The sequence below is a fragment of the Arthrobacter sp. sptzw42 genome, from assembly GCF_059089685.1.
The window spans coordinates 243,233-264,390 of the sequence record NZ_JBNHEX010000004.1; the positions used below are offsets into that span (position 1 = coordinate 243,233).

General features: G+C 65.2%; 23 protein-coding genes. 9 read left to right on the forward strand and 14 right to left on the reverse strand.

The window, feature by feature from the left end; translation table 11 throughout:
- The first annotated feature begins 45 nt into the window (after positions 1 to 45).
- The 3 genes from AC5RT4_RS07120 to AC5RT4_RS07130 all read left to right on the forward strand — a co-directional run bounded on the left by AC5RT4_RS07120 (position 46) and on the right by AC5RT4_RS07130 (position 2,207).
- Entirely contained in the window at positions 46 to 669 is a 624-nt protein-coding gene (locus tag AC5RT4_RS07120) for a TetR/AcrR family transcriptional regulator (RefSeq protein WP_494041541.1), read from the forward strand.
- Between the two features lie 97 nt (positions 670 to 766).
- Positions 767 to 1,888, forward strand: a complete 1,122-nt coding sequence (locus tag AC5RT4_RS07125; protein WP_494105303.1) for a S1C family serine protease — start codon at positions 767 to 769, stop codon at positions 1,886 to 1,888.
- A gap of 25 nt (positions 1,889 to 1,913) precedes the next feature.
- Entirely contained in the window at positions 1,914 to 2,207 is a 294-nt protein-coding gene (locus AC5RT4_RS07130) for a hypothetical protein (protein WP_494041539.1), read from the forward strand.
- Positions 2,208 to 2,274: 67 nt separating this feature from the next.
- On the opposite strand, the gene paaZ is transcribed toward AC5RT4_RS07130, so the two are convergent.
- A complete protein-coding gene (paaZ, locus tag AC5RT4_RS07135) occupies positions 2,275 to 4,383 on the reverse strand; it encodes a phenylacetic acid degradation bifunctional protein PaaZ (protein WP_494105304.1) in 2,109 nt (702 codons plus the stop codon).
- A gap of 144 nt (positions 4,384 to 4,527) precedes the next feature.
- Here paaZ and AC5RT4_RS07140 point away from each other — a divergent pair, with 144 nt between their 5' ends.
- Positions 4,528 to 4,974 (forward strand): PaaI family thioesterase, encoded by a 447-nt coding sequence (locus AC5RT4_RS07140; RefSeq protein WP_494105305.1) that lies wholly within the window; start codon positions 4,528 to 4,530, stop codon positions 4,972 to 4,974.
- A 52-nt stretch (positions 4,975 to 5,026) separates the two neighbouring features.
- Here AC5RT4_RS07140 and AC5RT4_RS07145 read toward each other — a convergent pair whose 3' ends face one another.
- Entirely contained in the window at positions 5,027 to 6,991 is a 1,965-nt protein-coding gene (locus tag AC5RT4_RS07145) for a S1 family peptidase (RefSeq protein WP_494105306.1), read from the reverse strand.
- Between the two features lie 101 nt (positions 6,992 to 7,092).
- Positions 7,093 to 7,812, reverse strand: a complete 720-nt coding sequence (locus AC5RT4_RS07150; RefSeq protein ID WP_494105307.1) for a tyrosine-protein phosphatase — start codon at positions 7,810 to 7,812, stop codon at positions 7,093 to 7,095.
- A gap of 156 nt (positions 7,813 to 7,968) precedes the next feature.
- Between AC5RT4_RS07150 and AC5RT4_RS07155 the strand changes: the two genes are divergently transcribed.
- The gene (locus AC5RT4_RS07155; protein WP_494105308.1) at positions 7,969 to 8,808 is read left to right on the forward strand and encodes an SGNH/GDSL hydrolase family protein; all 840 of its coding nucleotides are present in this window, start codon (positions 7,969 to 7,971) and stop codon (positions 8,806 to 8,808) included.
- A gap of 5 nt (positions 8,809 to 8,813) precedes the next feature.
- Here AC5RT4_RS07155 and AC5RT4_RS07160 read toward each other — a convergent pair whose 3' ends face one another.
- Entirely contained in the window at positions 8,814 to 9,422 is a 609-nt protein-coding gene (locus AC5RT4_RS07160) for a GNAT family N-acetyltransferase (protein WP_494041533.1), read from the reverse strand.
- Positions 9,423 to 9,497: 75 nt separating this feature from the next.
- Here AC5RT4_RS07160 and AC5RT4_RS07165 point away from each other — a divergent pair, with 75 nt between their 5' ends.
- Complete coding sequence (locus AC5RT4_RS07165) at positions 9,498 to 9,731, forward strand: DUF6480 family protein (protein WP_494041532.1); 234 nt, start codon at positions 9,498 to 9,500, stop codon at positions 9,729 to 9,731.
- A 9-nt stretch (positions 9,732 to 9,740) separates the two neighbouring features.
- On the opposite strand, the gene AC5RT4_RS07170 is transcribed toward AC5RT4_RS07165, so the two are convergent.
- The 5 genes from AC5RT4_RS07170 to AC5RT4_RS07190 all read right to left on the reverse strand — a co-directional run bounded on the left by AC5RT4_RS07170 (position 9,741) and on the right by AC5RT4_RS07190 (position 13,918).
- A complete protein-coding gene (locus AC5RT4_RS07170; protein ID WP_494041744.1) occupies positions 9,741 to 10,550 on the reverse strand; it encodes a 3-hydroxyacyl-CoA dehydrogenase family protein in 810 nt (269 codons plus the stop codon).
- Between the two features lie 62 nt (positions 10,551 to 10,612).
- Entirely contained in the window at positions 10,613 to 11,437 is an 825-nt protein-coding gene (locus AC5RT4_RS07175; RefSeq protein ID WP_494105309.1) for an enoyl-CoA hydratase/isomerase family protein, read from the reverse strand.
- Positions 11,437 to 12,663: a thiolase family protein gene (locus AC5RT4_RS07180; RefSeq protein ID WP_494105310.1), complete on the reverse strand. Its 1,227-nt coding sequence runs from the start codon at positions 12,661 to 12,663 to the stop codon at positions 11,437 to 11,439. The genes AC5RT4_RS07175 and AC5RT4_RS07180 overlap by 1 nt, the downstream gene beginning before the upstream one ends.
- Before the next feature lie 116 nt (positions 12,664 to 12,779).
- Positions 12,780 to 13,457: a pentapeptide repeat-containing protein gene (locus AC5RT4_RS07185; protein WP_494105311.1), complete on the reverse strand. Its 678-nt coding sequence runs from the start codon at positions 13,455 to 13,457 to the stop codon at positions 12,780 to 12,782.
- A complete protein-coding gene (locus AC5RT4_RS07190) occupies positions 13,457 to 13,918 on the reverse strand; it encodes an SRPBCC family protein (RefSeq protein WP_494041528.1) in 462 nt (153 codons plus the stop codon). The genes AC5RT4_RS07185 and AC5RT4_RS07190 overlap by 1 nt, the downstream gene beginning before the upstream one ends.
- Positions 13,919 to 14,057: 139 nt before the next feature.
- Between AC5RT4_RS07190 and AC5RT4_RS07195 the strand changes: the two genes are divergently transcribed.
- Positions 14,058 to 14,234 (forward strand): CsbD family protein, encoded by a 177-nt coding sequence (locus AC5RT4_RS07195; RefSeq protein WP_494041527.1) that lies wholly within the window; start codon positions 14,058 to 14,060, stop codon positions 14,232 to 14,234.
- A gap of 133 nt (positions 14,235 to 14,367) precedes the next feature.
- Here the strand turns inward: AC5RT4_RS07195 and AC5RT4_RS07200 are convergent, their stop codons facing one another.
- The 5 genes from AC5RT4_RS07200 to AC5RT4_RS07220 form a co-directional block, all read right to left on the reverse strand.
- Positions 14,368 to 15,438, reverse strand: coding sequence for a DNA polymerase IV (locus AC5RT4_RS07200; protein WP_494105312.1), 1,071 nt, complete (start codon positions 15,436 to 15,438; stop codon positions 14,368 to 14,370).
- Between the two features lie 107 nt (positions 15,439 to 15,545).
- Positions 15,546 to 17,006 (reverse strand): amino acid permease, encoded by a 1,461-nt coding sequence (locus tag AC5RT4_RS07205; RefSeq protein WP_494105313.1) that lies wholly within the window; start codon positions 17,004 to 17,006, stop codon positions 15,546 to 15,548.
- 205 nt (positions 17,007 to 17,211) lie between these two features.
- Complete coding sequence (locus AC5RT4_RS07210) at positions 17,212 to 18,078, reverse strand: metal ABC transporter permease (RefSeq protein ID WP_494041524.1); 867 nt, start codon at positions 18,076 to 18,078, stop codon at positions 17,212 to 17,214.
- Entirely contained in the window at positions 18,078 to 18,866 is a 789-nt protein-coding gene (locus AC5RT4_RS07215; protein WP_494105314.1) for a metal ABC transporter ATP-binding protein, read from the reverse strand. The genes AC5RT4_RS07210 and AC5RT4_RS07215 overlap by 1 nt, the downstream gene beginning before the upstream one ends.
- On the reverse strand, positions 18,863 to 19,849 hold the full coding sequence (locus AC5RT4_RS07220) for a metal ABC transporter substrate-binding protein (protein ID WP_494105315.1): 987 nt from the start codon (positions 19,847 to 19,849) through the stop codon (positions 18,863 to 18,865). Before AC5RT4_RS07220 ends, AC5RT4_RS07215 begins: the two co-directional genes overlap by 4 nt.
- A 56-nt stretch (positions 19,850 to 19,905) precedes the next feature.
- Here AC5RT4_RS07220 and AC5RT4_RS07225 point away from each other — a divergent pair, with 56 nt between their 5' ends.
- Positions 19,906 to 20,667, forward strand: coding sequence for a CPBP family intramembrane glutamic endopeptidase (locus AC5RT4_RS07225; protein ID WP_494105316.1), 762 nt, complete (start codon positions 19,906 to 19,908; stop codon positions 20,665 to 20,667).
- Positions 20,668 to 20,710: 43 nt separating this feature from the next.
- Positions 20,711 to 21,151, forward strand: coding sequence for a VOC family protein (locus AC5RT4_RS07230; RefSeq protein WP_494105317.1), 441 nt, complete (start codon positions 20,711 to 20,713; stop codon positions 21,149 to 21,151).
- The last annotated feature ends 7 nt before the right edge of the window (positions 21,152 to 21,158 follow it).

Consider the following 21,158-nt stretch of genomic DNA (forward strand, 5'->3'; position numbering starts at 1 on the left):
TCAGCCGGCGCCGACTGACCGACCGTTCATGAGAAACTAGGCTTCATGCCCAGCACCACTGACACCACCAGTTCCGCCGCCGGCGCCAAGCGCGGCCGGCCGGGATACGACCAGCAGTCGGTGCTGCGCATCGCCGTGGACGTTTTCAACCGGCATGGTTACGACGCCACGTCCATGGGCATCCTCGCGGACAACCTGGGCATCTCAAAGTCCGCCATCTACCACCACGTACCGTCCAAAGGCGACCTCCTCAAGCTTGCCCTGGACCATGCGCTCGGTGGCCTCGAAGCCATCCTGGAAGAACCCGAAGCTACCTCCGGTGCAGCCGATTCCCGCCTCGAATTCGTGCTCCGGCAAACGGTCGCGGTGCTGGTGGACCGGCTGCCGTTCGTCACGCTGCTCCTGCGCCTTCGCGGCAACACCGAGATTGAACGCGACGCCCTGGAACGCCGCCGCACGTTCGACCACAAAGTGGCCGGGCTGATTTCCGCTGCACGGGACGAGGGCTCGCTGCGCCAGGACATCGATCCCCGCACCGTCACCCGGCTCCTGTTCGGCATGATCAACTCCATCGTGGAATGGTACAAACCCGGCGGCTCCCTCTCGCCGGAAAGGCTCGCCGACGACGTCATAACCATGGCGTTCGACGGGCTCCACTCCCAACCGTAGGATCCTTGCGCCGACCTCAAATACTAAGCGTGCTTGGTATTTTTGTTGGTCCCCGGCTACGGTGGTAGAACCAGCCAGCATCCGCAGGAGGCCGTTCATGAGCACCACCACCAGCCAGGGTTCATCCCGCCCGGCGCGTGCGCGCGCAGCGGCCGGCGGAGTGCTGCTCGCCCTGGCCCTTACGGCGTGCACTGGCTCGCCCACTCCCCCGGCCCCAAGCGAAACGTCCGCTTCGACAACCGGCGGCACCGTGTCCCCGGGTGCGACGCAGCCCGGCCCCACGGGTTCTGCCGGCAGCACCGCGCCGGCACCTGACGCAGCCGGCGGTATTCCTGACCTGGTAGCCAACCTTTCCCCGTCTGTGGTGACCATCTTCACCGAGGGCGGCGGGCTGGGCAGCGGCGTGGTCTATTCAGAGGACGGCCTCATCCTCACCAACGAGCACGTTATTCGGGGCAACACCAGGGTGGAAGTCGGATTCGCGGACGGCCAGCGCGTGGCCGGGACCGTGCGGGCCACTGATCCCGTCACCGATTTGGCTCTGGTCCAGGCCGACCGCACCGGCCTGCCGAAGCCCGTCTACCAGAGCGACCTGCCCCGCGTGGGTGAGGGTGCACTGGTGTTGGGCTCACCGCTGGGCTTCGAGAACACAGCCACGGCCGGCATCATCTCCGGGCTCCACCGTTCCATTCCCGGGTCCGCTTCCAACAGCCTTTCGCTGGTGGACCTGATCCAGACCGACGCGCCCATCAGCCCCGGCAACTCGGGCGGCGCGGTGATCAACATGCGCGGTGAAATCATCGGCATCAGCGAAGCCTATATCCCGCCATCGGCCGGAGCCGTCTCACTGGGCTTCGCCATACCTGCCGCCACCGCGGTGGAGGTGGCCGAGGAACTGCTCGCAGACGGCACCGCCGAGCACGCCTACCTGGGCCTCACCCCGTCCCAACTGACCCCGCAGATTGCCGACCAGCTGGGCATCGACACCACCACCGGCGTGGTGGTTCTGTCCGTTGACGAGGACGGCCCCGCCGGACGTGCCGGAATCCGCCCCGGCGATGTCCTGGAGTCCATGGAGGGCGTGGAGTTGACTGCGCCTGAGAAACTCCTGGCTGAACTCCGGAACCGCAACCCCGGCGATACCGTCGGCTTCAAAGTCCGCCGGGACAGCCAGACGCTGGACCTGAAAGCGGACCTCATCGACCGGCCCACAGAGTAGTACACCCGAGAGAAAGGTTAGACACATGAGCAACCACAGGGAAGAACCGGACGCCGGATACATCACTCCGGACCCGTCCAAAGTCCGCGAGGACATTCCCGGCGACGCCGGAGACGAAGCCAATGCCATCCGCTTCAGCGAGGAGCAGGCGCTGATCGAGGAACAGGCCAAGGGCATCCGTCCCGACACCTACAGCGTCCCCTCCGGTGGCCCCACCATGGACGAGGCCCGGGGAAACATGGACCTTTCAGACCAGACCGGAGCAGCGCCGTCGGACGACAGCAGCGACGACGGATTGCACAGCGGCGCCGAATCCTGACCCCGGCATAAAGCGGCGGCAGGGGCGTCCCGGTTGATCCGGGGCGCCCCTGCCGTTTTCGAAGCGGCTACTTGGCTACGAGGGTGAGGACGTCGTAGGTGGCCACGATCTCGTCGTTCTGGTTGGTCAGCACAGCGTCCCAGGCAACCTCACCGTACTCGTCCGTCTCGCGCGGAGTGATCTTCTTCGCGGTGAGGGTCACCCGGATGGAGTCGCCCGCGGCCACCGGAGTGATGAACCGCAGGTTCTCCAGGCCGTAATTTGCCAGCACCGGCCCGGGGGCAGGCTCCACGAACAACCCTGCACCCCAGGCCAGCAGGAGGTAACCGTGCGCCACGATGCCGGGGAAGAACGGATTGGCTTCCGCCGCTTCCTGGTTGGTGTGGGCGTAAAAGGTGTCGCCGGTGGTGTTGGCGAACGCTGTAATGTCCTCCAGCGTCACTTGGCGGAGGTCGGACCTCACGGCGTCACCGATACGCAGTGTTTCAAGCGGTTTCCGGAACGGATGCGTCCCCTCGGTTTCCACTGTGAAGTTGCGGTCGGCGCCCGGATGCCAGACCCCGGTGACAGCGGTCAGCATGTTCGGCGAACCCTGGATGGCCGTGCGCTGCATGTGGTGCATGACCGAGCGGATGCCGCCCAGTTCCTCGCCGCCGCCGGCCCGGCCCGGCCCGCCGTGGACCAGGTGCGGCACGGGCGAGCCGTGGCCGGTGGAGCTGCGGGCGTCCTCGCGGTTGAGCATCAGGACACGGCCGTGGTGGGCGGCGATACCCGTGACAAGTTCGCGGGCAAAGGCAGGATCATTAGTACACACCGAGGCCACCAGCGAGCCGCTGCCCCGGGCGGCGAGGCGGACGGCGTCGGGAATGTCGGTGTACCCGATCACGGAAGAAACCGGGCCGAAGGCCTCCAGCGAGTGGACCTCCTCGGCCTCCGGGTCCTGCCAGTTGAGCAAAAGGGGAGCCATAAAAGCCCCGCCGTCCGCCACGCCCGTGGATCCGTCAGCGGAGGTGACCGACGGCGCCTCGAGAGTTCCGTACGCAAGCTCGCCCCCGGCGTCGAGCATGGACTGCACGGCCGCGCGGACGCCCTCAAGCTGCTCCACGGAGGCGAGCGCACCCATGGTGACGCCGTCCGCCCGGGGGTCCCCAAGGACAACCCGCTCCGAGATGCGCCTGCCGATGGCCGCCGACACGGCGGGCACCAGTTCCTGCGGCACGATGGCACGCCGGATGGCGGTGCACTTCTGCCCGGCTTTAGCCGTCATCTCAGTGACGACGGACCGGACGAAAGCGTCAAATTCCGGCGTTCCCTCCACCGCGTCAGGTCCGAGGATGGCGGCGTTCAGGGAGTCGGTTTCGGAGCTGAAACGGATTCCGCCCTGAACCACATTGGGGTGGGACTTCAGCGACAGCGCGGTGGAGGCGGAACCGGTAAACGCCACCAGGTCGCGGTAGTCGAGCACATCCAGCAGTCCGCGGACGGAGCCGGAAATCAGTTGCAGCGAACCCTTGGGCAGGATGTTGGATTCGACAATCGCCTTAACCACGGCGGCCGCCACGTACCCCGTGGGTGTTGCGGGCTTGACGATGGTTGGGACACCGGCGATGAATGCCGGGGCCAACTTTTCCAGCATGCCCCATACCGGAAAGTTGAAGGCATTGATCTGCACGGCAACGCCCGGGATGCGGGTGTAAATGTGTTCACCGGCGAAGGACCCGTCCTTGGACAGCACCTCCATCGGACCGTCCACCACCACCTGGGAGTTGGGCAGTTCGCGGCGGCCCTTGGAGCCGAACGTGAAGAGGACGCCGATGCCGCCGTCAATATCGATCATCGAGTCCACCTTGGTGGCGCCGGTCTGGGCGGAGAACGAGTAGAAGTGCTCGCGCCGGGCGTGGAGGTACTGTGCCAACTCCTTGAGCTTGAGGGCGCGCTGGTGGAAGGTCAGCTGGCCAAGTTCCGCCTGCCCGGTGGTGCGGCCGTAATTGACGACGGCGGCGAGGTCCAGCCCCTCGGTGCTCACCTTGGCCAGGATCTCCCCGGTGCTCGCATCACGAACAGGGACGGCGGTACCTGTGGAACCGTCAGGGGTCCACCACGCGTCCATGATGAAGCTGGGTACTGTCTCCACGGTGTCGACCGTGGCCTGGGGAGCTGTGGCGGTGGTGGTCATCGTTGACGGGTCCTTCCAACAAGGGACATACAAAGGCGGCCAGTGATTACTGACCGTCCGTTCGGTAATATAGTCACCATACATGAAGGCCGCTGGTGCAGACTAGAAGGCCGGGCTGGAAATGGTCACCCCAAAGGAGAACGAATGAGCGCCCCGTCACCGAAGGATGCACCCGTCGAGAACCATCCCGACGCGCACCAGCTGTGGAAAATCACCCTTGGCGAGCTCGACGAGAAGATGGGCGTGAAGATCCTCGAGGAATCGGTGGAGCGGGTGGTAGCCACCATGCCCGTGGAGGGAAACCGGCAGTCCTTCGGGCTTCTGCATGGCGGAGCGTCGCTGGCCGTGGGTGAAGCGGTAGGGTCATGGGCGGCCGTGATCCACGCGAGCACCATGGGCAAGACGGCCGTCGGCGTGGACGTTTCGGCCACCCACCACCGCTCGGCGCGCGAGGGCCAGGTGACCATCACCGCCACGCCCATCCATCTGGGCGGCACCCTGACCACGCACGAGGTGGTCATTACCAACGAGGCCGGCCAGCGGCTCTGCACCATGCGCATCACCAACCTGCTGATGCGGCGCCACAAATAAACCCGTCGCCCTGGCGCATAGCGTCAGTCACTCCCCGGCCGTACCTTAGAGCTTATTTCGTGGTGGTGCGTTTCCTGCGGACGCGGACCAGCACCATCAGCAGTCCGCCGACGGCGATAGCCGCCGCGGCCGCGCCTGCCGCGGGCGCCAGCGCTGACGGTCCGGTGTAGGCAAGAGTGCTGTTACCCCACCGGTTGTCGCTGCCTCCGGTGCCGGCGAGTGGAGCGGGCGGACTGTTCACGGGCGGGTTCTCGACGACGGCGCTGGGCGTGGGCGCCGGGGTTGGCGTTGCGGGCGGGGCCGGGCGTGCCGGGGCCGGCATAGGTGCCGAAGCAGAATCTGCTACCGGGGTGCCTGTAGGGCCGGTGCCTGCTGGTGCGGCCGGCACGAACTCGAAGCTGCTGGTTCCGGATGTGCTGTACCCGTTGATCGTCTCCGCCGCGAACTTCAACGCTTGTGCGCTGTCAGGGGCGGCAAAGCTCCAGGTGCCGTCACTGCCAACGGGTACTTCGAACGGTTCCTGCCCCTGAATGGTGATCCGGACTTCCGACCCGGTTGCAATGGCGGTAGCGGGGGCTGCCGGGACGTTCCCGCTGATCACCTGGCCCGGCTCGTAGGTTGCTCCCGCGGGGGCGGCTACCACCGGCTTGTTCAGGAACAGCTCCAGCTGGTACCCGGGCAGGACGGCGAGGCTTCCGCTTAGGGTGGCGGCGACGGCCTGATTCGGAAGTGGTGGTTGACCGGGTTTTGGTGCAGGTTCCCCAGCGGCATGTGTCCCCACGGCGTAGTTGCCGCTGACATAGGGTCCGCCGGAATCGCCTCCGCTGGACTGGACATCATAGGACAGGAAGCCGTTGAAGGCGCGGACGTCCTTGGGGTCCGAAGTGACGGCAGGTCCTCCCACCAGGAAAATACCCACGGCATCTATGGTGCCGCAGGACCAGGCCGAGGTTCTGCCCGAACGGCAGACAGCCATCCCCGCTACAGGTTCTACCGTGCCGATAATTTTGACATCATGTTCCGGCTGGGAGGGGTCCCCCCAGGTGCTGGCTGCCGGAAGCGGTTCCACATCGGGGCCGAGTGACTCAACCACCGCGATGTCCGTTCCCACGTTCCCGGGGTCCGACAGGGCCGTGTGGTCCGACCCCGTGGCGGTAGTGGGGTCCAGCACCCGTGAGTTGCCCGGACCGCCAAACTGGCTGAATCCAAACCTGCCCAAGAACCCGATCCGGTTGAACTGCGATTCCAATTCGGCTGTTTCTGCAGCACCATCGGAAGCACAATGCCCTGCCGTGAGGACTGCAGGCAGCCCTGCGGGGTCGAAGGCAGAGAAACCCGTTGAACAGACCCAGCCGGTGTCGGCGATGTAGCCAACCCCGCCGGGAACGTCCGCTTCAGGCGCCAGTGGACCTCCGCCGTCGAGCTCCACGTTGGCGTAGCGGGAGACAAACTCAGCCGGCGATTTCTTGCCCGCACCCCCTGCCGGCGTCGCGTCTTTGGCGCCGTCCAATCGGGCATTCTCACCAGCCGTATCCGGCACCGACTCCGGGAAGTTGATGTCTCCGGTCCGGATGACAAACTTCCCGCCGGATGACACCACGGCCTGCAGGCCAGCCGCGCCCACTTCGCGGAGGTACGCCTGAAACAGCTGCTTCGTGCTGACAGCCACTTCCGTGCCCTGGGGTTCCTTATCAGGAGCTTGAGGAGTTTCAGCTTCGCGCACCTGGGCCGGGTCTTCGACAGCCAGCGGGACGCTGACGGAAAGTGCTGCCACTTCCGCCAGCAGTTCTGCCCCGGAACCTGTAACAAGGATTCGCCCGTCCTGGAGCCGTGTCCCCGTATAGCCCGGGACGTTCCGTAGCCGGGCGGCGACTTTGCCCGCCTGGGTACCCAGCTCCCCCGCTGCGGCAAACTCCGCCGGGGTCATGCCGAGGTCCCGCGCGACGGCTTCCTCGAGGGCGGCCTCGGGCAGACCGGAATGCTGCGACCCGGACACGGTGGCAGAAGGTGCTGGCACAGGTTCGTTCGCCGCCCACGCCGGTCCGGCGGCGTACGCAGAAGAAGCCAGAACTCCCGCAGCGGCGCCGGCAGCGAGGAAACGCCTGGCTCTACCGGCCCTCATCGGGGCACCCCGGCTCCGCAGAGCGTCAGCACCGCGTCCAGCTCTTCAGGGGTGAGTCCGTGCCGCAGGAGGAAAGCACGCGTGTCAAGGCTCCGTACAAAGTCCACCACTGCGGCGCCGCGCTGCTCCAGCAAAGGAACGAGCTCGGCTTCCTCAACATAGCGTTCCCGGGCATGGGGCGGGCCGTGGGTGCGGTAGCGCTCATTGATGCCGCGGGCGGCGCGCCGATAGCCGTCGGCGATCTCTTGGTCGGACGCACCCGCCAGGTCCTGCACCATGGCCGCAACCATCCCGCTGCGGTCCCTGCCGGCTGCGCAGTGGAGCACTACATCCCCGCGCACCGCTGCCGCAGCGAGTTCACGAAAGACGCCCGCCAGCTTTTCCGGAAAAATCCGGGCGTTGTCCGAGTAGTAGGCGGGATCGTTGAGGTAGGGCCCGGACAGCTCGGTGAAGCGCGGATGGCCCGGTTCCTCGGTGGGTGCGGACACAACAGCGATTCCCGCCCAGGCGGTATCAGCCACCATCGGGTCACTGTCCCGGCGCTGCACCTCGGCAGCGTTACGGAGGTCAATGACAGTGCGGACCCCGTCGTCGTACGCCTGCCGCCAGCCCGCTCCCGTCAGCCATTCGCGCCTGCCCATCCGGTAAATACCGCCGGCCACATGCCACGCATTGACAGCACCATCCCAGTCCATGGACCCGTCCGCTTTGCTCATCCGCACAGCTAACCACAAGCGTTAGGTAGGTGCACGTCACATTGGGGGAAGCGCTGGTGAAATTGGGGTAGCCGCCGCGGGTAACGTCCGTTGCCGCGGGGAGTACGGTACACATACCTGTCCTCTGCCCAGCACCAGCACCAAAGGAGAGCCACGATGGGCACACCAGTACGACGGCGTCACTCCGCTCTTGCGGCGGGCCTGGCCACTCTTGCAATGACCTTAAGCTTCGCCGCTCCGGCCCAGGCCGGCAAAATCCAGGACTATGTAGCTTTGGGAGACTCCTACGCCGCCGGAATAGGAGGTGGAGAATACAGGAACAAGGATTGCCTCCGCAGTGCGAACGCCTATCCAGAACTAGCGGACGATCTCAAATCCGTAAGGGACGTTACAAACGTGGCCTGCGGCGGAGCTACGACGCAGCAAGTGGTGCTCACCCAGCTCGGCCAGCTGGACAAGAAGACCGATCTAGTCACCATCACGGCCGGCGGAAATAACCTGGGCTTCGGGACTCTTGCTAGTGCTTGTGGTCCTGTCCTGCTTAATCCTGTCGACGCCACGGCATGTTTCGACGCCATCGCTCAAGCTCGGGCCCAGATTGCCAGCGGAGTTCTGCACGAGAACCTGGTCACGATGATAGAAGCTGTACAGGCTGCCGCACCGAAGGCCGACGTCGTGCTGACCGGGTACCCCTACCTCTTCGATCCCATCCCCTTAGATCCACACAATCCGAAGTCTGTCTTCATCAACGAAGCAAATTTCCTGGTATTCAAGCTGAACGCCACCATCGAGGCCGCCGCCCTGGCCACCGGGACCGAGTACGTCGACGTTACGGACGAATTTGCGGGCCATGGCATCAGCTTGGTGTCCAACGACTCGTGGATCAACTTCAACCCAGACCCAACGGCCTCGAACAGCTTCGAAAACCTCCACCCCAACGCCGAGGGCTACGAGGCATACTTCGCAGCACTCCACAGCGAGGGCGTCTATAACTAGCGGCCTTAGCCCCGCCGCGCCAGCCGGTATTCGAGTCCGGCACGGACCATGGGCCACTCGTGCTCAAGGATTGAAAACACCACGGTGTCACGCAGGATCCCGTCACGCGTCCTTGAGTGGTTGCGGAGCACGCCGTCCTGCTTGGCACCCAGCCTCGCGATGGCCTCCCGGGACTGGTGGTTGAGCCAGTGCGTCCGGAACTCCACAGCCGGGCAGCCCAGAACCTCAAAGGCGTGGCGCAGGAGCAGCAGCTTTGAGTCGGGATTCGTACCGGTTCCCTGCACAGACGCGGCATTCCAGGTGGAGCCGATTTCCACGCGGGGAGTGCCGGCGTCGACATTCATGTAGGTGGTCATTCCTATGATCCTGCCGGCGCCCCCGGTGGTGGGATCCACCAGCCGGGTGGTGAAGGGCAGCATGGAGCCCTGCTCCTGCAGCGCGAGCCGCCGCTGGATTTCAGCAGCCATCTCGCCAGGGGCCGGCACCGACGTGTACCAGAGACGCCACAGCTCACCGTCCCGTGCCGCGTCCACCAGGCCGTCATGATGGTCCGGATCCAGCGGTTCGAGGGTTACATACCGCCCGGTCAGGGTAAGGGGTTCAAGGAAGGTCACCGCACCAGCCTAGGTCCAACCGCCTGTGCCGGGGTTAGGCTGGAGAGCACCAGGACGCAAACGAGGGAGAAAATCGTGTCAGGACAGAATCCGGACCCGGAAGAAGACAAGCTCACTGGCCTGGAGCCTGGAGGCGGAGTGCCGCCAGGGGAAACGCCGCCGGGCGAGGCCTCCACCACCACCACCCAGGGCCATGACGAGCACGGTACGAGTCGGGGCACGCAGTTCTTCGTGATAGCAGCCATCGCAGTGGTGGTCCTACTGTCACTCCTGTACTTCGTCGGCTACATCGTGGGCTTCTTCGATTAGCCCGCTATCCTAGCTGGGCCAGTCAAAAAAGCCCTTGCCGGTCTTGCGTCCCAATTCGCCCCTTGCCACCTTGTCCTTGAGGATCTGCGGCGGGGCGAAACGGTCGCCAAGGGTGGAATGCAGGTATTCGGCAATGCCGAGCCGGACATCCAGCCCCACAATGTCGGTGGTTTTCAGCGGCCCGGTGGGATGCTTGTAGCCAAGGACCATGGCGGCGTCGATGTCTTCGGCCGAGGCCACCCCCTCCTCCACCATGCGCATGGCCTCCAATGCGATGGCAACGCCCAGCCTTGAGGAGGCAAAGCCTGGAGCGTCATTGACGACGACGGCGGTCTTGCCGAGTGCTTCCACCCACCCTTTCGCCGCGGCAGCGAGTTCAGGAGACGTGCGCGTTCCGAGCACCACCTCGATCAGGGTGGATGCCGGAACCGGATTGAAAAAGTGCAGTCCCAGGAAGTTCCCTGGCCGCTCGAGTTCGCTGGCCAGGCCGCTGACGGACAGCGACGAGGTGTTGGACGCCAAGTACGCGTCATCGGCGAGCCGCTCCTCAATTCCGCGCAGCGCGGTCACTTTCAGGTCCCAGTCCTCCGGGACGGCTTCAATCACCAACTGCCGGTCTTTGAAGGCGTCGTAATCGACGCCCACGGCAAGCCGGGAGACAAGCTCGTCCAGGTTGGCGTCGACGGCTCCGCGCTCGATGCTTTTTGCCGCGGCGGACTCGACCCGTTCCCGGGCACCCTGGGCGGACTGCTCGTCACGCTCGATCACCAGTACGTCCGCACCCTTGACCAGGAACGCATGGGCGATGCCCGCACCCATCCGGCCCCCGCCAAGGACGCCAACGCGGGACGGGAGCTTCGGGGCGGATTGCAGCGTGTTCGTCAATTCGTCTCTCCGGTCTTATTGCCGGCCTTCGCACCGGCACTCCTGTCGGCCTTCTTTGCGGCGTTCTTGTCGAGGAACCTTTGCATCCGGTCGAACTTGGCCTCTGATTCAAAAAGGATGCCCTGGGCCAATTGGTCGATCAGGGGGTGGGCTTCCGCCGGGGCGTGGAACACGGACTTGGTGATCCGGACCGCCAGAGGATCCTGCCGGGCGATCCGGTCCGCCAGGTTCTGCGCCGCCTCCAGGAGCTCCGCCGGCTCGTGGACTTCGGTGATGAGGTTGACGGCCAGTGCCTCTTCGGCTCCAAAAACCCGGCCTGCCAGCAGAATCTGCTTTGCTACCGGCTCCCCCACCAGTTCCTTAAGCCGCCAGCTGGCGCCGGCCGCGGCGAGGATGCCCAGCCCGGTTTCCGGATTGCCGATGCGCACGCCGGGGGTGCCGATGCGGAAATCGGCGGCGTAGGCCAGTTCCGCTCCACCGCCGAGGCAGTACCCGTCCACGGCAGCGATCACCGGCATGGGCAGTTTGGCGATCCGGACAAAGATGGTGGAGTTGATCCCCTGCAGGGCATCGTCCCGGCGCCGCTGGCGCAGCTGCCCGATGTCTGCCCCTGAGGCGAACACCCCGCCCACACCCGCGATGATCAGCACCTTCGGATTCTGTTCAAGGGCTGTGCAGACAAGGTGGAGTTCGTCCACCATCTGCTGGTCGATGGCGTTCCGGACCTCAGGACGGTTGAGGAGCACCACTACGCGGTCGGTGCGCTCCTCCACCAGCAGCGCATGGAACTTTTCGGACGCCAGGTCCACGGCGCCCGGCATCAAACCTTCTCCAGCAGCATCGCGGTGCCCTGGCCCACACCAATACACATGGTGGCCAGCCCCACGCGGGCATCCTCCCGCTCCATCCGTCCCAGCAGGGTGATGGCGATCCGGGCCCCGCTGGAACCCAGCGGGTGCCCCAAGGCGATGGCGCCGCCGTCGTTATTGACGATCTCCGGCTCCAGTCCCAGGCGGCGGATGCAGGCGAGGGACTGCGTGGCAAACGCTTCATTAAGTTCGACGGCGCCAAGGTCGCCTACGCTGAGGCCGCTCCGCTTGAGGACTTTCTGGGTGGCAGGCACCGGACCAATGCCCATGATCTCGGGCTCGCAGCCCGCCGAGGCACCATCAATGATCCGCGCACGGGGCGTGAGGCCCAGCCGCTCAATGGCCGCTTCCGAGGCGACGATGATTGCAGAGGCGCCGTCATTCAAGGACGACGAGTTGCCGGCCGTGACCACCGTTCCGCCGTTCGCCACCGGCCTCAGCCCGGACAGGACCTCCATGGTGGTGTCCGCCCGGGGGCCCTCATCCGTATCCACCACATGCTCCGACTTCCGGGTCTTGACGGTAACCCCGACAATCTCGTCTTTGAACCGGCCGGCAGCCGTGGCGTCCAATGCCCGCTGGTGCGAGCGGACGGCGAAGGCGTCGGCGTCCTCCCGGAGGATGCCGTCTACGCGGGCCACTTCCTCTGCCGTTTCCGGCATGGAGTAGGTCATCTTGCCGTCACGGGACAGCTCGCCCTTATGGAAGTGCGGATTGGTGAAGCGCCAGCCAATGGACGTGTCAAAGATCTGGCCCGGCTTGGCAAAAGCGGAAGTGGGCTTCTCCTGCACCCAGGGCGCGCGGCTCATCGATTCCACGCCGCCGGCAATGACGATGTCCGTGGCGCCCGCTTTGATCATTTGACTGGCCTGGATAATGGCGCTGAGGCCGGAGGCGCAAAGCCGGTTGACCGTGATGCCCGGAATGTGGAGCGGCAGCCCGGCAAGTATGGTGGCCATCCGCGCCACATTCCGGTTTTCCTCACCGGCCCCGTTGGCGTTTCCAAGAATGACCTCGTCGATGCTGTCCGGGTCCAGCCCGGCACGGTTCACCGCCTCCCGGATGACCAGGGCCGCCATATCGTCAGGGCGGACGGACGAAAGCGCGCCACCGTACTTGCCTACCGGCGTTCGGACCCCGCCTACAAGGAAAGCCTGCGGACCTGCGGTTGCAGCCATGGAAACACCCTTCACGCGATAAACAGCACTGTCATCGGCGGCAGGCAGAGCACAGCACTTACCGACCGTTCGTTCTGTAAATAGTACACGGGCGGTTGTCCTATGGGTACCGGGGCTTAGAGGACCGAGAGGCCGAGGTGGGCGGCAAGCAGGGGCGCCAGAAGGCCCAACTGGTACTCATCCACCACCGCGCCCGCCATGCTGCCGAGCCCGCTGATGCTGCGGAACCCCGTCCCGCGCAGGTCGAAGTCCTTGAGCTTCGCCCCGGTGAGGTCGAGGGACCCGATGGTGCAGTTCTTCAGTGCCACGCGCGTGCCCGCGGCAGAGCCCAGGTCCAGTTCGTTGATGATGCAGTCGGTGATGAGCACGTCCGTAAGCCTGGCGCCGCGCAGGTTGAGGAAGTCCAGCTTGCCGCCGTCGATCCGGACCGACTGCCAGCCGCTTTCATACAGCTCCCCCGAGCCCAGCCGCGGGTTCCGCAATTCAACATCACGCCACGTGGAGCGGGCGGCTTTGAACACCGGCGCATACAGCTCACCCAGGATGCAGTCGCGGAACGAGGAGCCGCGCAGCTGGGTGTCGTTGAATGAAACCCCTTGGAACCCGCACTCCGCGAAGTCCGTGCCGCTCAATTCCAAACCGTCAGCCTCCGCACGGCTGTACCGGCCGCCGTCGTACCGACCGCCGCGGCGGAAGTCCGACGCCGGTTGCTCCGTGAGGTTTTCCAGCCGGACCGGGGTAAGCCTGGGCGCGGCCACCTGGAAGGCAGCCGCTTTTGCGGAACGCCCGGCCACTACGGAAGCGACTCTGCTTTGGCCGCGATCTCCGCCAGGTCCTTCGCCAGGGCCTTGCGGGTGGCGGCCATGCCCATCCTGCCGAACAGCAGCATCATGAGGCGGCTTGCGAACGTCGGCTTGATGACCTCGGCGCCGAAGGTGAGGGTCAGGTCCGTGCCGCCGTCTCGGGCGGCAAGGCCGAAGCGGGTGGTGTAGTCCGCCCCGCCCTGGACAGCCTTCACGGTGGTATTGCGCTGAGGTTCGGCCTCGGCCACCCACATCTCCACCGTCTCTGCTTTGCCCAGCATCTTCCGGGTCTCCTTCCAGCGCGTCCCTTCCCCGTAGGGGCCGTCGGTGAGAAGCTGCACGGAATCCACTCCGGACAACGTCGCCGCCGAGCCGGGGATATCCGTGATGACGGACCAGACCTTTTCCGGGGACGCGTTGATGTGCTGGGTGAGGCTGATGCTGTGGTCCATGTTGTGAGCCTAGCCGCGCATCCGGACAATCAACAGGCACCCCTCCCGGGCGGGATGAGCCGACTTGAAATAGTAAGCAAGCTTCGTGTTAGTGTGAAAATGCACTGTTGATCAGCGGAAACGAAAGGAGGCCACCACCATGGGCCTCGGAGACAAGATCAGTAACGCAGCAGAAGAATTCGGCGGCAAGGCCAAGGAAGCCACGGGCAATGCCACCGGTAACGACCGGCTCAAGGCTGAAGGCCAGACCGACCAGGTCAAGGCTGACGCCAAGAAGGTCGGCGAAAGCGTCAAGGACGAGTTCAAGCGCGACTAGCCTCTTCCTGCGGCAGCCCGGCCCACCAGGCCGGCTGTAACAGAGCACAACGGCGGGGGTTCCTCAGGGAACCGCCGCCGTTCTGTTGGGCACCGAAAGCTGTCCGGTCACATCATCAGAGCCAAAGCCAGGGTCACCAGCCGCTGCGGGTGGGAGTGTGGCCCTTCCGTGAGTCCTCGGGCATGGGCATCTCGGCCCGCAGCCCCAGGAGCCGGATGGGGCGGCCCGCCTCGATCTTCGCCACCAGGTCCAGCGCGCGGGCGAGCACTTCAAATGCGTCAGACGTCTCGGGAATCTTCCGGGCATAGGTCTTGGTAAGGAACGGGGCGTAGCGGACCTTGAGCGTCAGTCCGATCACCGGGCGCCCCTCGGCCGTGACATCGTCCAGGACGCGTGCCGCCAGCTCCCTGACGGCGTCGTTAATCTGCCCGGGTTCGGTGAGGTCCTGCTGGAAGGTGGTTTCCCGGCTGTGGCCGCGGGCCACCCACGGGGTGTCGTCAACAGTCCGCGCACCGTCGCCGCGCCCGAGCTGCGCGTACCAGGGGCCCATTTTCGGTCCAAACTCGGAAACCAGATCATCAGGGTTGGTTGCTGCGAGGCCGGCGACTGTCTCGATGCCGAGCTTGGCCAGGCGGCGGGAGATCTTCGTTCCCACGCCCCACAGCTCGATGGTGGGGCGGCTGCCCATGACGTCGAGCCAGTTGCCTTCCGTGAGCCGGAAGACGCCGGCGGGCTTGCCGAACGACGTCGCCACCTTGGCCCGGACCAGGGTGTCGCCCACACCGACGCTGCAGTGCAGGCGGGTCTGCTCCAGGACGGCGCGCTGCAGCTGCCGGGCGTAGGCCTCCGGGTCCTCCGTCTGCACACCGACGAACGCTTCATCCCACCCGAGCACCTGCACCGTGGCACCCGGCTGCGAGTGCAGCACCGCCATGACTTCCTCGGACGCAGCGAGGTAGGCATCCTGGTCTACGGGGAGGATAACAGCGTCAGGCACCTTCCGTGCGGCGATGCGCAGCGGCATTCCCGAACCAACCCCGTACGCCCTGGCTTCGTAGGACGCCGTCGATACCACTGCCCGCTCGGTGGGATCACCGCGGCCGCCAATAATGACCGCCTTGCCCGCGAGCTCCGGCCGGCGCAGCACTTCGACGGCGGCAATGAACTGGTCCAAGTCCACATGCAGCACCCACGGTTCGCTCACACGCCCCAGTCTGCCCCCGCCGCGCGTTCCGCACCACCTCCCGGGCCGGGAAACGACGGCGGCGGGTCCCCTCCTAAGGGATCCCGCCGTCGTCGTACTGCTGGTAGTTAGCTGTAAAGCGCGTTCTTGGGCTCGTTGTTCTTGACCTTCTGCCAGCCCAGCCACAGGAGTACCGCGAAGAACGGGATGGTGGCCAGGGTCCAGAGGCCCAGGTAGAACACCTCGCCGCTCTTGCTGGTCATGGTGTCGAACCCGATCAAGACCGTGATGGCGAGCAGGGCGATCAGGCCGGCCCAGCTGGTCCACGGCGAACCGGGCATCGGCAGGCTCGAGGTGACGCCCTTCTTGTGGCGCAGCGCGATCTGGCTGGCGAAGATGGCGCCCCAGGTGAAGATCACGCCGATGGAGGCGGTGTTCAGGGCCAGGTCGAATGCGTGTGAGCCGCCCAGCCAGATGTTCAGCATGATGCCCACCAGGTAGAACGCCGCGATGGCAAGGATGGCCGCGTAAGGGACGTGGCGGCGGGACATCTTGGTAAGCCACTGCGGGGCGTGGCCGTTGTTGGCCATGGTGCGGAACACGCGGCCGATCGAGTACAGACCCGAGTTGCAGGAGGACAGGGCTGCGGTGATCACAATCATGTTCATCACGTCGCCCACCCAGGCGAGGCCCATCTGGCCGAACACGGTGACAAACGGGGATGTGCCTGCAACGTACTGGTCGGACGGCAGGAGCATGGCCAGCAGGGTGACGGAACCGACGTAGAACACCACAATGCGGAGCACGACGGCGCGGATGGCCTTGGGCACTTCGCGTTCCGGGTTCTGCATTTCGCCGGCGGTGATGCCCACGAGTTCGATGCCGTTGTAAGCGAAGATCACGGCGTTGAGGACCAGGACCATGACCAGTGCGCCCTTGGGGAACATTCCGCCGTCGGCCGCGAAGAGGTTGGCGACCGATGCGTTGCCGTCACCCACCTGGGCGTTGGTGACCACCATGAAGGTGCCCACCACGAGGAAGATCAGGATGGCGCCCACCTTGAGACAGGAGGCCCAGAACTCGAATTCACCGAACGCTTTGACGCTCAGCAGGTTCACGGCCACCAGGAGCGCCAGCGCGGCGATGGCAGAGGCTTCCACCGGGACGTTGGGGAAGAAGAACTGGAAGTAAAGTCCGATGGCGATCAGCTCGGCGATGCCGGTCATGCCCCAGTTGATGAAATACATCCATCCGGACAGGAACGCGCCCTTCTTGCCGAACATTTCACCGGCATAGCTGACAAACGACCCGGAGGTCTGGCGGTACATGATGAGCTCGCCCAGGGCCCGCATCAGCAGGTACGCGATGACGCCGGCGATGGCGTAGGAGAAAATCAGGGCCGGTCCGGTGGAGGCAAGGCGTCCGCCGGCTCCCATGAACAGGCCGACGCCGATGGCGCCGCCCATGGCGATCATGGTGACGTGGCGCCTGCCCAGGGTCTTGCTGTAACCCTCGGCGCTGAGGGTGGGGTCGACGGCGGTGGATGGTGCCGTGTTGTTCTGCAGATCTGTGGGGGTACTTTGAGGCACAACGATTCCTTGTGGGTTGGGGGTTGGCCGCATCCGGAACACTGATGATTCCGCTCACAAATTCGGGGTTTTGCCCTCTTGGGCAACCGATTGTGACCGGAATCTCTGGTGGCGCCGAAGCTTCGAGCGGCTCGTCTATCTTACAAGACTCAGAGGGGTGCTACGTGACGCAAGCTACACCTGGGTCTGCAGCACAGGGTGAACGCTAAGCAGCGGCCGCAACAGCCTTCCTACGGCGGGCCTTCGCAAGCCGGGTGCCGATCAGCCCCTGCCGTGGGCTGAAGAGATAGACGGCGGCGAACACCACTCCCTGGGTGAGGACCACCATGGCGCCGGAGGCCGTGTCCAGGTAGTAGCTGAGGTAGATGCCCGCAAGGGAACAGGCCGCCGAGACCACGGGGGCGATGACCAGCATGCGCGAGAAGCGGTCGGTCAACAGGTACGCGGTGGACCCGGGAATGATCAGCATGGCAACCACCAGGACCACGCCCACCGTCTGCAGCGCCACCACGGAGGTCAGCGCGAGCAGGCCCAGGAGCAGCGCACCGAGCCGTTGCGGCGAAAGCCCGATGGCGTGCGCGTGGGTGGGGTCGAAGGCGTAAAGGGTGAGGTCCCGCCGCTTGAGGATAAGGATGACAAACGCCACCACCCCCAGCACCAGGACCTGGACCAGGTCCGGCACGCTGACGCCGAGCAGGTTGCCGAAGATGATGTGGTTGAGGTCTGTCTGGCTGGGCGTGACCGAGATCAGCACCAGGCCCAGGGCGAACAGTGAGGAAAATACGATGCCGATCGCGGCGTCTTCCTTCACCCGGCTCGTGTTGCGGACCACCCCGATCAATGTCACGGCGACGAGGGCGAATACCAGCGCGCCCAGCGCAAACGGTGCGCCCACGATGTAGGCGAGCACTACTCCCGGCAGCACGGCGTGGGACACGGCGTCGCCCATCAGGGACCACCCGATCAGCACCAGCCAGCAGCTCAGCACAGCACAGACCACCGCGGCCAGGGCGGTGGTCACCAGGGCACGGACCATGAAGTCATAGCTGAGCGGTTCGAGAAGTATCTCCATTATTGGTTCACCCGCTTGCCGTCCGGAAGCTGCGCAGGAACTTTGCCCTCCGGCAGGTCGCGTTCCAGCACGTCCAGGCCGAAGGCCATCGCAAGGTTTTCAGGCTGCAGCACCACCTCGGGCGGGCCGTGCATCAGTACTTTGTGCATCAGCAGGACGGCCTCGTCGCACAGCTGCGGCAGGGCGTGCAGATCGTGCGTGGACACCAGGATGGTGCAGCCGTCCGAGGCGAGTTCCCGCAGGAGCCGGGTGATGGTGGCCTCGGACCGCTTGTCCACGCCGGCGAAGGGTTCATCAAGGAGCATGGTGGTGGCACCTTGGGCAATGCCGCGGGCCACGAAGGCGCGCTTTTTCTGGCCGCCGGAGAGCTGCCCGATCTGGCGGCCGGCGTACGGTCCCAGTTCCACCCGGTCCAGCGCTTCGTCGACGGCGGCGCGGTCCGCCCTGGACGCACGGCGGGTGAACCCCTGGTGGCCGTACCGGCCCATCATGACTACGTCCCGCACGGACAGCGGAAACTGCCAGTCAACGTCCTCGCTCTGCGGCACGTAGCCGATGCCGCCCTGCTTGCGCGCCCTGGACGGTGAGTGTCCGTTGATCCGGACCGTGCCGGCGTCGGGCCTGATCATTCCCATGATCACCTTGAACAGCGTGGACTTACCGGAGCCGTTCATGCCCACCAGCCCGCAGATCCGGGCGGGGTCCACGGCCAGGGTGGCGGCATCCAGCGCCCGGACCTCCCCGTAGTGGACTGTCACGTTCTCCACCAGGATTGCCGGGGTGGTCATGATCCTGCTCCGGCGGTTGCCCCGGCGAGCGCTCCGGTGATGACTTCGGCGTCGTGCCGGATGAGGTCCAGGTAGGTGGGTACTGGCCCGTCCGCCTCGGAGAGTGAATCCACGTAGAGGGTGCCGCCGAATTTGGCCCCGGTGGCGCCCACTACCTGCTGCATGGGCGCGTCCGAAACCGTCGATTCGCAGAAGACGGCCGGGACGTTGTTGGCCCTGACGTATTCGATGGCGCGGGTGATCTGCTGCGGTGTTGCCTGCTGCTCCGCGTTGACCGCCCAGATGTACACCTCCCTCAACCCGGCGTCGCGGGCAAGGTAGGAGAACGCGCCTTCGCAGGTGACGAGGGCGCGCTGGGTTTCGGGTACTGCGGCAAGACTGGACGTCATTTGGTCCTGCACGGCCTGCAGTTCCGCTTTGTAGGCGTCCCCGTTGGCTTTGAAGGCGTCGGCGTTTTCCGGGTCCAGTTCCGTGAAGGCCTTCACCATGTTGTCCACGTAAATCTGCACGTTCACCGGCGACATCCACGCATGGGGGTTGGGCTTGCCCTGGTAGGAGTCCTCACTGATGGGCATCACCTGCACGCCCTCGCTCACCACGGCGTGCGGCACGTCGAGGCCTTCGACAAACTGCCCGAACCACGCTTCCAGGTTGAGCCCGTTGTCCAAAATGAGGTCCGCTTTGGAGGCCTTCCGGATGTCCCCCGGGGTGGGTTCGTAGCCGTGGATTTCCGCTCCGGCCTTGGTGATGGACTCAACCGTGAGCTTGTCCCCGGCCACGTTCCGCGCGACGTCGGCCAGCACAGTGAAAGTGGTCAGGACCACCGGCTTGCTGTCGTTTCCGCTACCTGCGGCGCCCTCCCCGCAGGCAGTGAGCAGAAGGGAAAGAACGACGGCGGCTGCCGCAGCGGCACGTAAGCGCACCTGGGGAGAGCGGCTTCTTCGGGCGGCTACTTTGGCGCACCGAAACGGAAGTTTAGGCATACCGAACATTCTAGGCGAGGCGCGATTCCCCGGGCAACGCCGGATAGGCTGAAACCATGGCCATCGCACACCGGATACCACCCCCGCCACAGCCGCAGCTCTACCGGTTTTCAGCCCTGGATGTGGTGGCTATCGTCCTTTACGTGGCTCTTGCCGGGTTCTTTACCCTTGCCGGTGAACTGCTCGCCCCCTTCCTGCGGCAGGTAGCCCCGACACCCGCAGCGGCCTCTTACGCAACCAACCTGCTCTTCTATGCCTCGGTGGGCCTGTTGGCATTCGTGGCGGCCCGCCGGGTGGTGTGGCGGGACCTGCGTGTGCTGGCGACCCGTCCGTGGTTCACGCTGCTGATGATTCCGGCCGCGGTTATCGCCATGATGATCCTTTCCGCTGTAGCGGTTGCGGTGTCCGGCAACGTCCAGACCTCGGAAAACCAGGCCGGGCTCCAGGCGTTGATGCAACAGGTGCCCGCGTGGCTGATGGTCCCGCTGCTGGTGGTGGTAGGCCCGTTCGTGGAGGAGTTCATCTTCCGGCACCTGCTGATCGGCAAGCTGAGCCGGCGTGTGAATATCTGGGTGTGCTGTGTTTTGTCCGTGGTCCTGTTCGCTGCCCTGCACATCGTGGGACAGGAAGAGCTGACGCTCACCGTCCTGATGCCCTATCTGGCCATGGGCGCAACCCTGGTGTTTGTGTATGTCTGGACGGGCAGGAACCTGATGTTTGCCTACTTTGTCCATGCCGCGAAGAACCTGCTGGCTGTGCTGTTTATCTACGCCATCCCACCGGAGTTCTACGAACAGCTCCAGCAGGTTCAGGCCTGATTGCCACCTACCGCAGGAGCACCTGCCACCGTACCGTGGTGGGATGGGAATGAACATCCAGATTGTCGTTGACTGCAGGGATCCGCACTACCTCGCCGAGTGGTGGGCGGAGTCGCTCGGGTGGGCGGTGGAACCGCAGGATGAGGGCTTCATCCGCTCCATGATCGACCAGGGTTTCGCCACGGAGGACCAGACAACCGTCCACAACGGCAAGCTGGTGTGGCGCACCGGCTGCGCGATCCGGCCGCCCGAGGAACTTGAAGCAAAAGCCCCGGAACGGCGGCTCCTCTTCCAGACGGCGCCCGAGGATAAGACGGTCAAGAACAGGGTGCACTGGGACATCAACCTGGCGGGCCGGGACAAGGACGAGGTGCGCCGGGAACTAGAAGCCCGGGGCGCCACGTTCCTCTGGACAGCCAACGAGGGCCCACATGTCTGGCACACGATGGCGGACCCTGAGGGCAACGAGTTCTGCATCAGCTGACCTCGAT

Coding starts and splice junctions, on each gene's coding strand:
- AC5RT4_RS07120 (WP_494041541.1), top strand. CDS start 46: ATGCCCAGCACCACTGACACCACCAGTTCCGCCGCCGGCGCCAAGCGC.
- AC5RT4_RS07125 (WP_494105303.1), top strand. CDS start 767: ATGAGCACCACCACCAGCCAGGGTTCATCCCGCCCGGCGCGTGCGCGC.
- AC5RT4_RS07130 (WP_494041539.1), top strand. CDS start 1,914: ATGAGCAACCACAGGGAAGAACCGGACGCCGGATACATCACTCCGGAC.
- paaZ (WP_494105304.1), bottom strand. CDS start 4,383: ATGACCACCACCGCCACAGCTCCCCAGGCCACGGTCGACACCGTGGAG.
- AC5RT4_RS07140 (WP_494105305.1), top strand. CDS start 4,528: ATGAGCGCCCCGTCACCGAAGGATGCACCCGTCGAGAACCATCCCGAC.
- AC5RT4_RS07150 (WP_494105307.1), bottom strand. CDS start 7,812: ATGAGCAAAGCGGACGGGTCCATGGACTGGGATGGTGCTGTCAATGCG.
- AC5RT4_RS07155 (WP_494105308.1), top strand. CDS start 7,969: ATGGGCACACCAGTACGACGGCGTCACTCCGCTCTTGCGGCGGGCCTG.
- AC5RT4_RS07170 (WP_494041744.1), bottom strand. CDS start 10,550: ATGGGTGCGGGCATCGCCCATGCGTTCCTGGTCAAGGGTGCGGACGTA.
- AC5RT4_RS07175 (WP_494105309.1), bottom strand. CDS start 11,437: ATGCCGGGCGCCGTGGACCTGGCGTCCGAAAAGTTCCATGCGCTGCTG.
- AC5RT4_RS07180 (WP_494105310.1), bottom strand. CDS start 12,663: ATGGCTGCAACCGCAGGTCCGCAGGCTTTCCTTGTAGGCGGGGTCCGA.
- AC5RT4_RS07190 (WP_494041528.1), bottom strand. CDS start 13,918: ATGGACCACAGCATCAGCCTCACCCAGCACATCAACGCGTCCCCGGAA.
- AC5RT4_RS07195 (WP_494041527.1), top strand. CDS start 14,058: ATGGGCCTCGGAGACAAGATCAGTAACGCAGCAGAAGAATTCGGCGGC.
- AC5RT4_RS07210 (WP_494041524.1), bottom strand. CDS start 18,078: ATGGAGATACTTCTCGAACCGCTCAGCTATGACTTCATGGTCCGTGCC.
- AC5RT4_RS07215 (WP_494105314.1), bottom strand. CDS start 18,866: ATGACCACCCCGGCAATCCTGGTGGAGAACGTGACAGTCCACTACGGG.
- AC5RT4_RS07220 (WP_494105315.1), bottom strand. CDS start 19,849: ATGCCTAAACTTCCGTTTCGGTGCGCCAAAGTAGCCGCCCGAAGAAGC.
- AC5RT4_RS07225 (WP_494105316.1), top strand. CDS start 19,906: ATGGCCATCGCACACCGGATACCACCCCCGCCACAGCCGCAGCTCTAC.
- AC5RT4_RS07230 (WP_494105317.1), top strand. CDS start 20,711: ATGGGAATGAACATCCAGATTGTCGTTGACTGCAGGGATCCGCACTAC.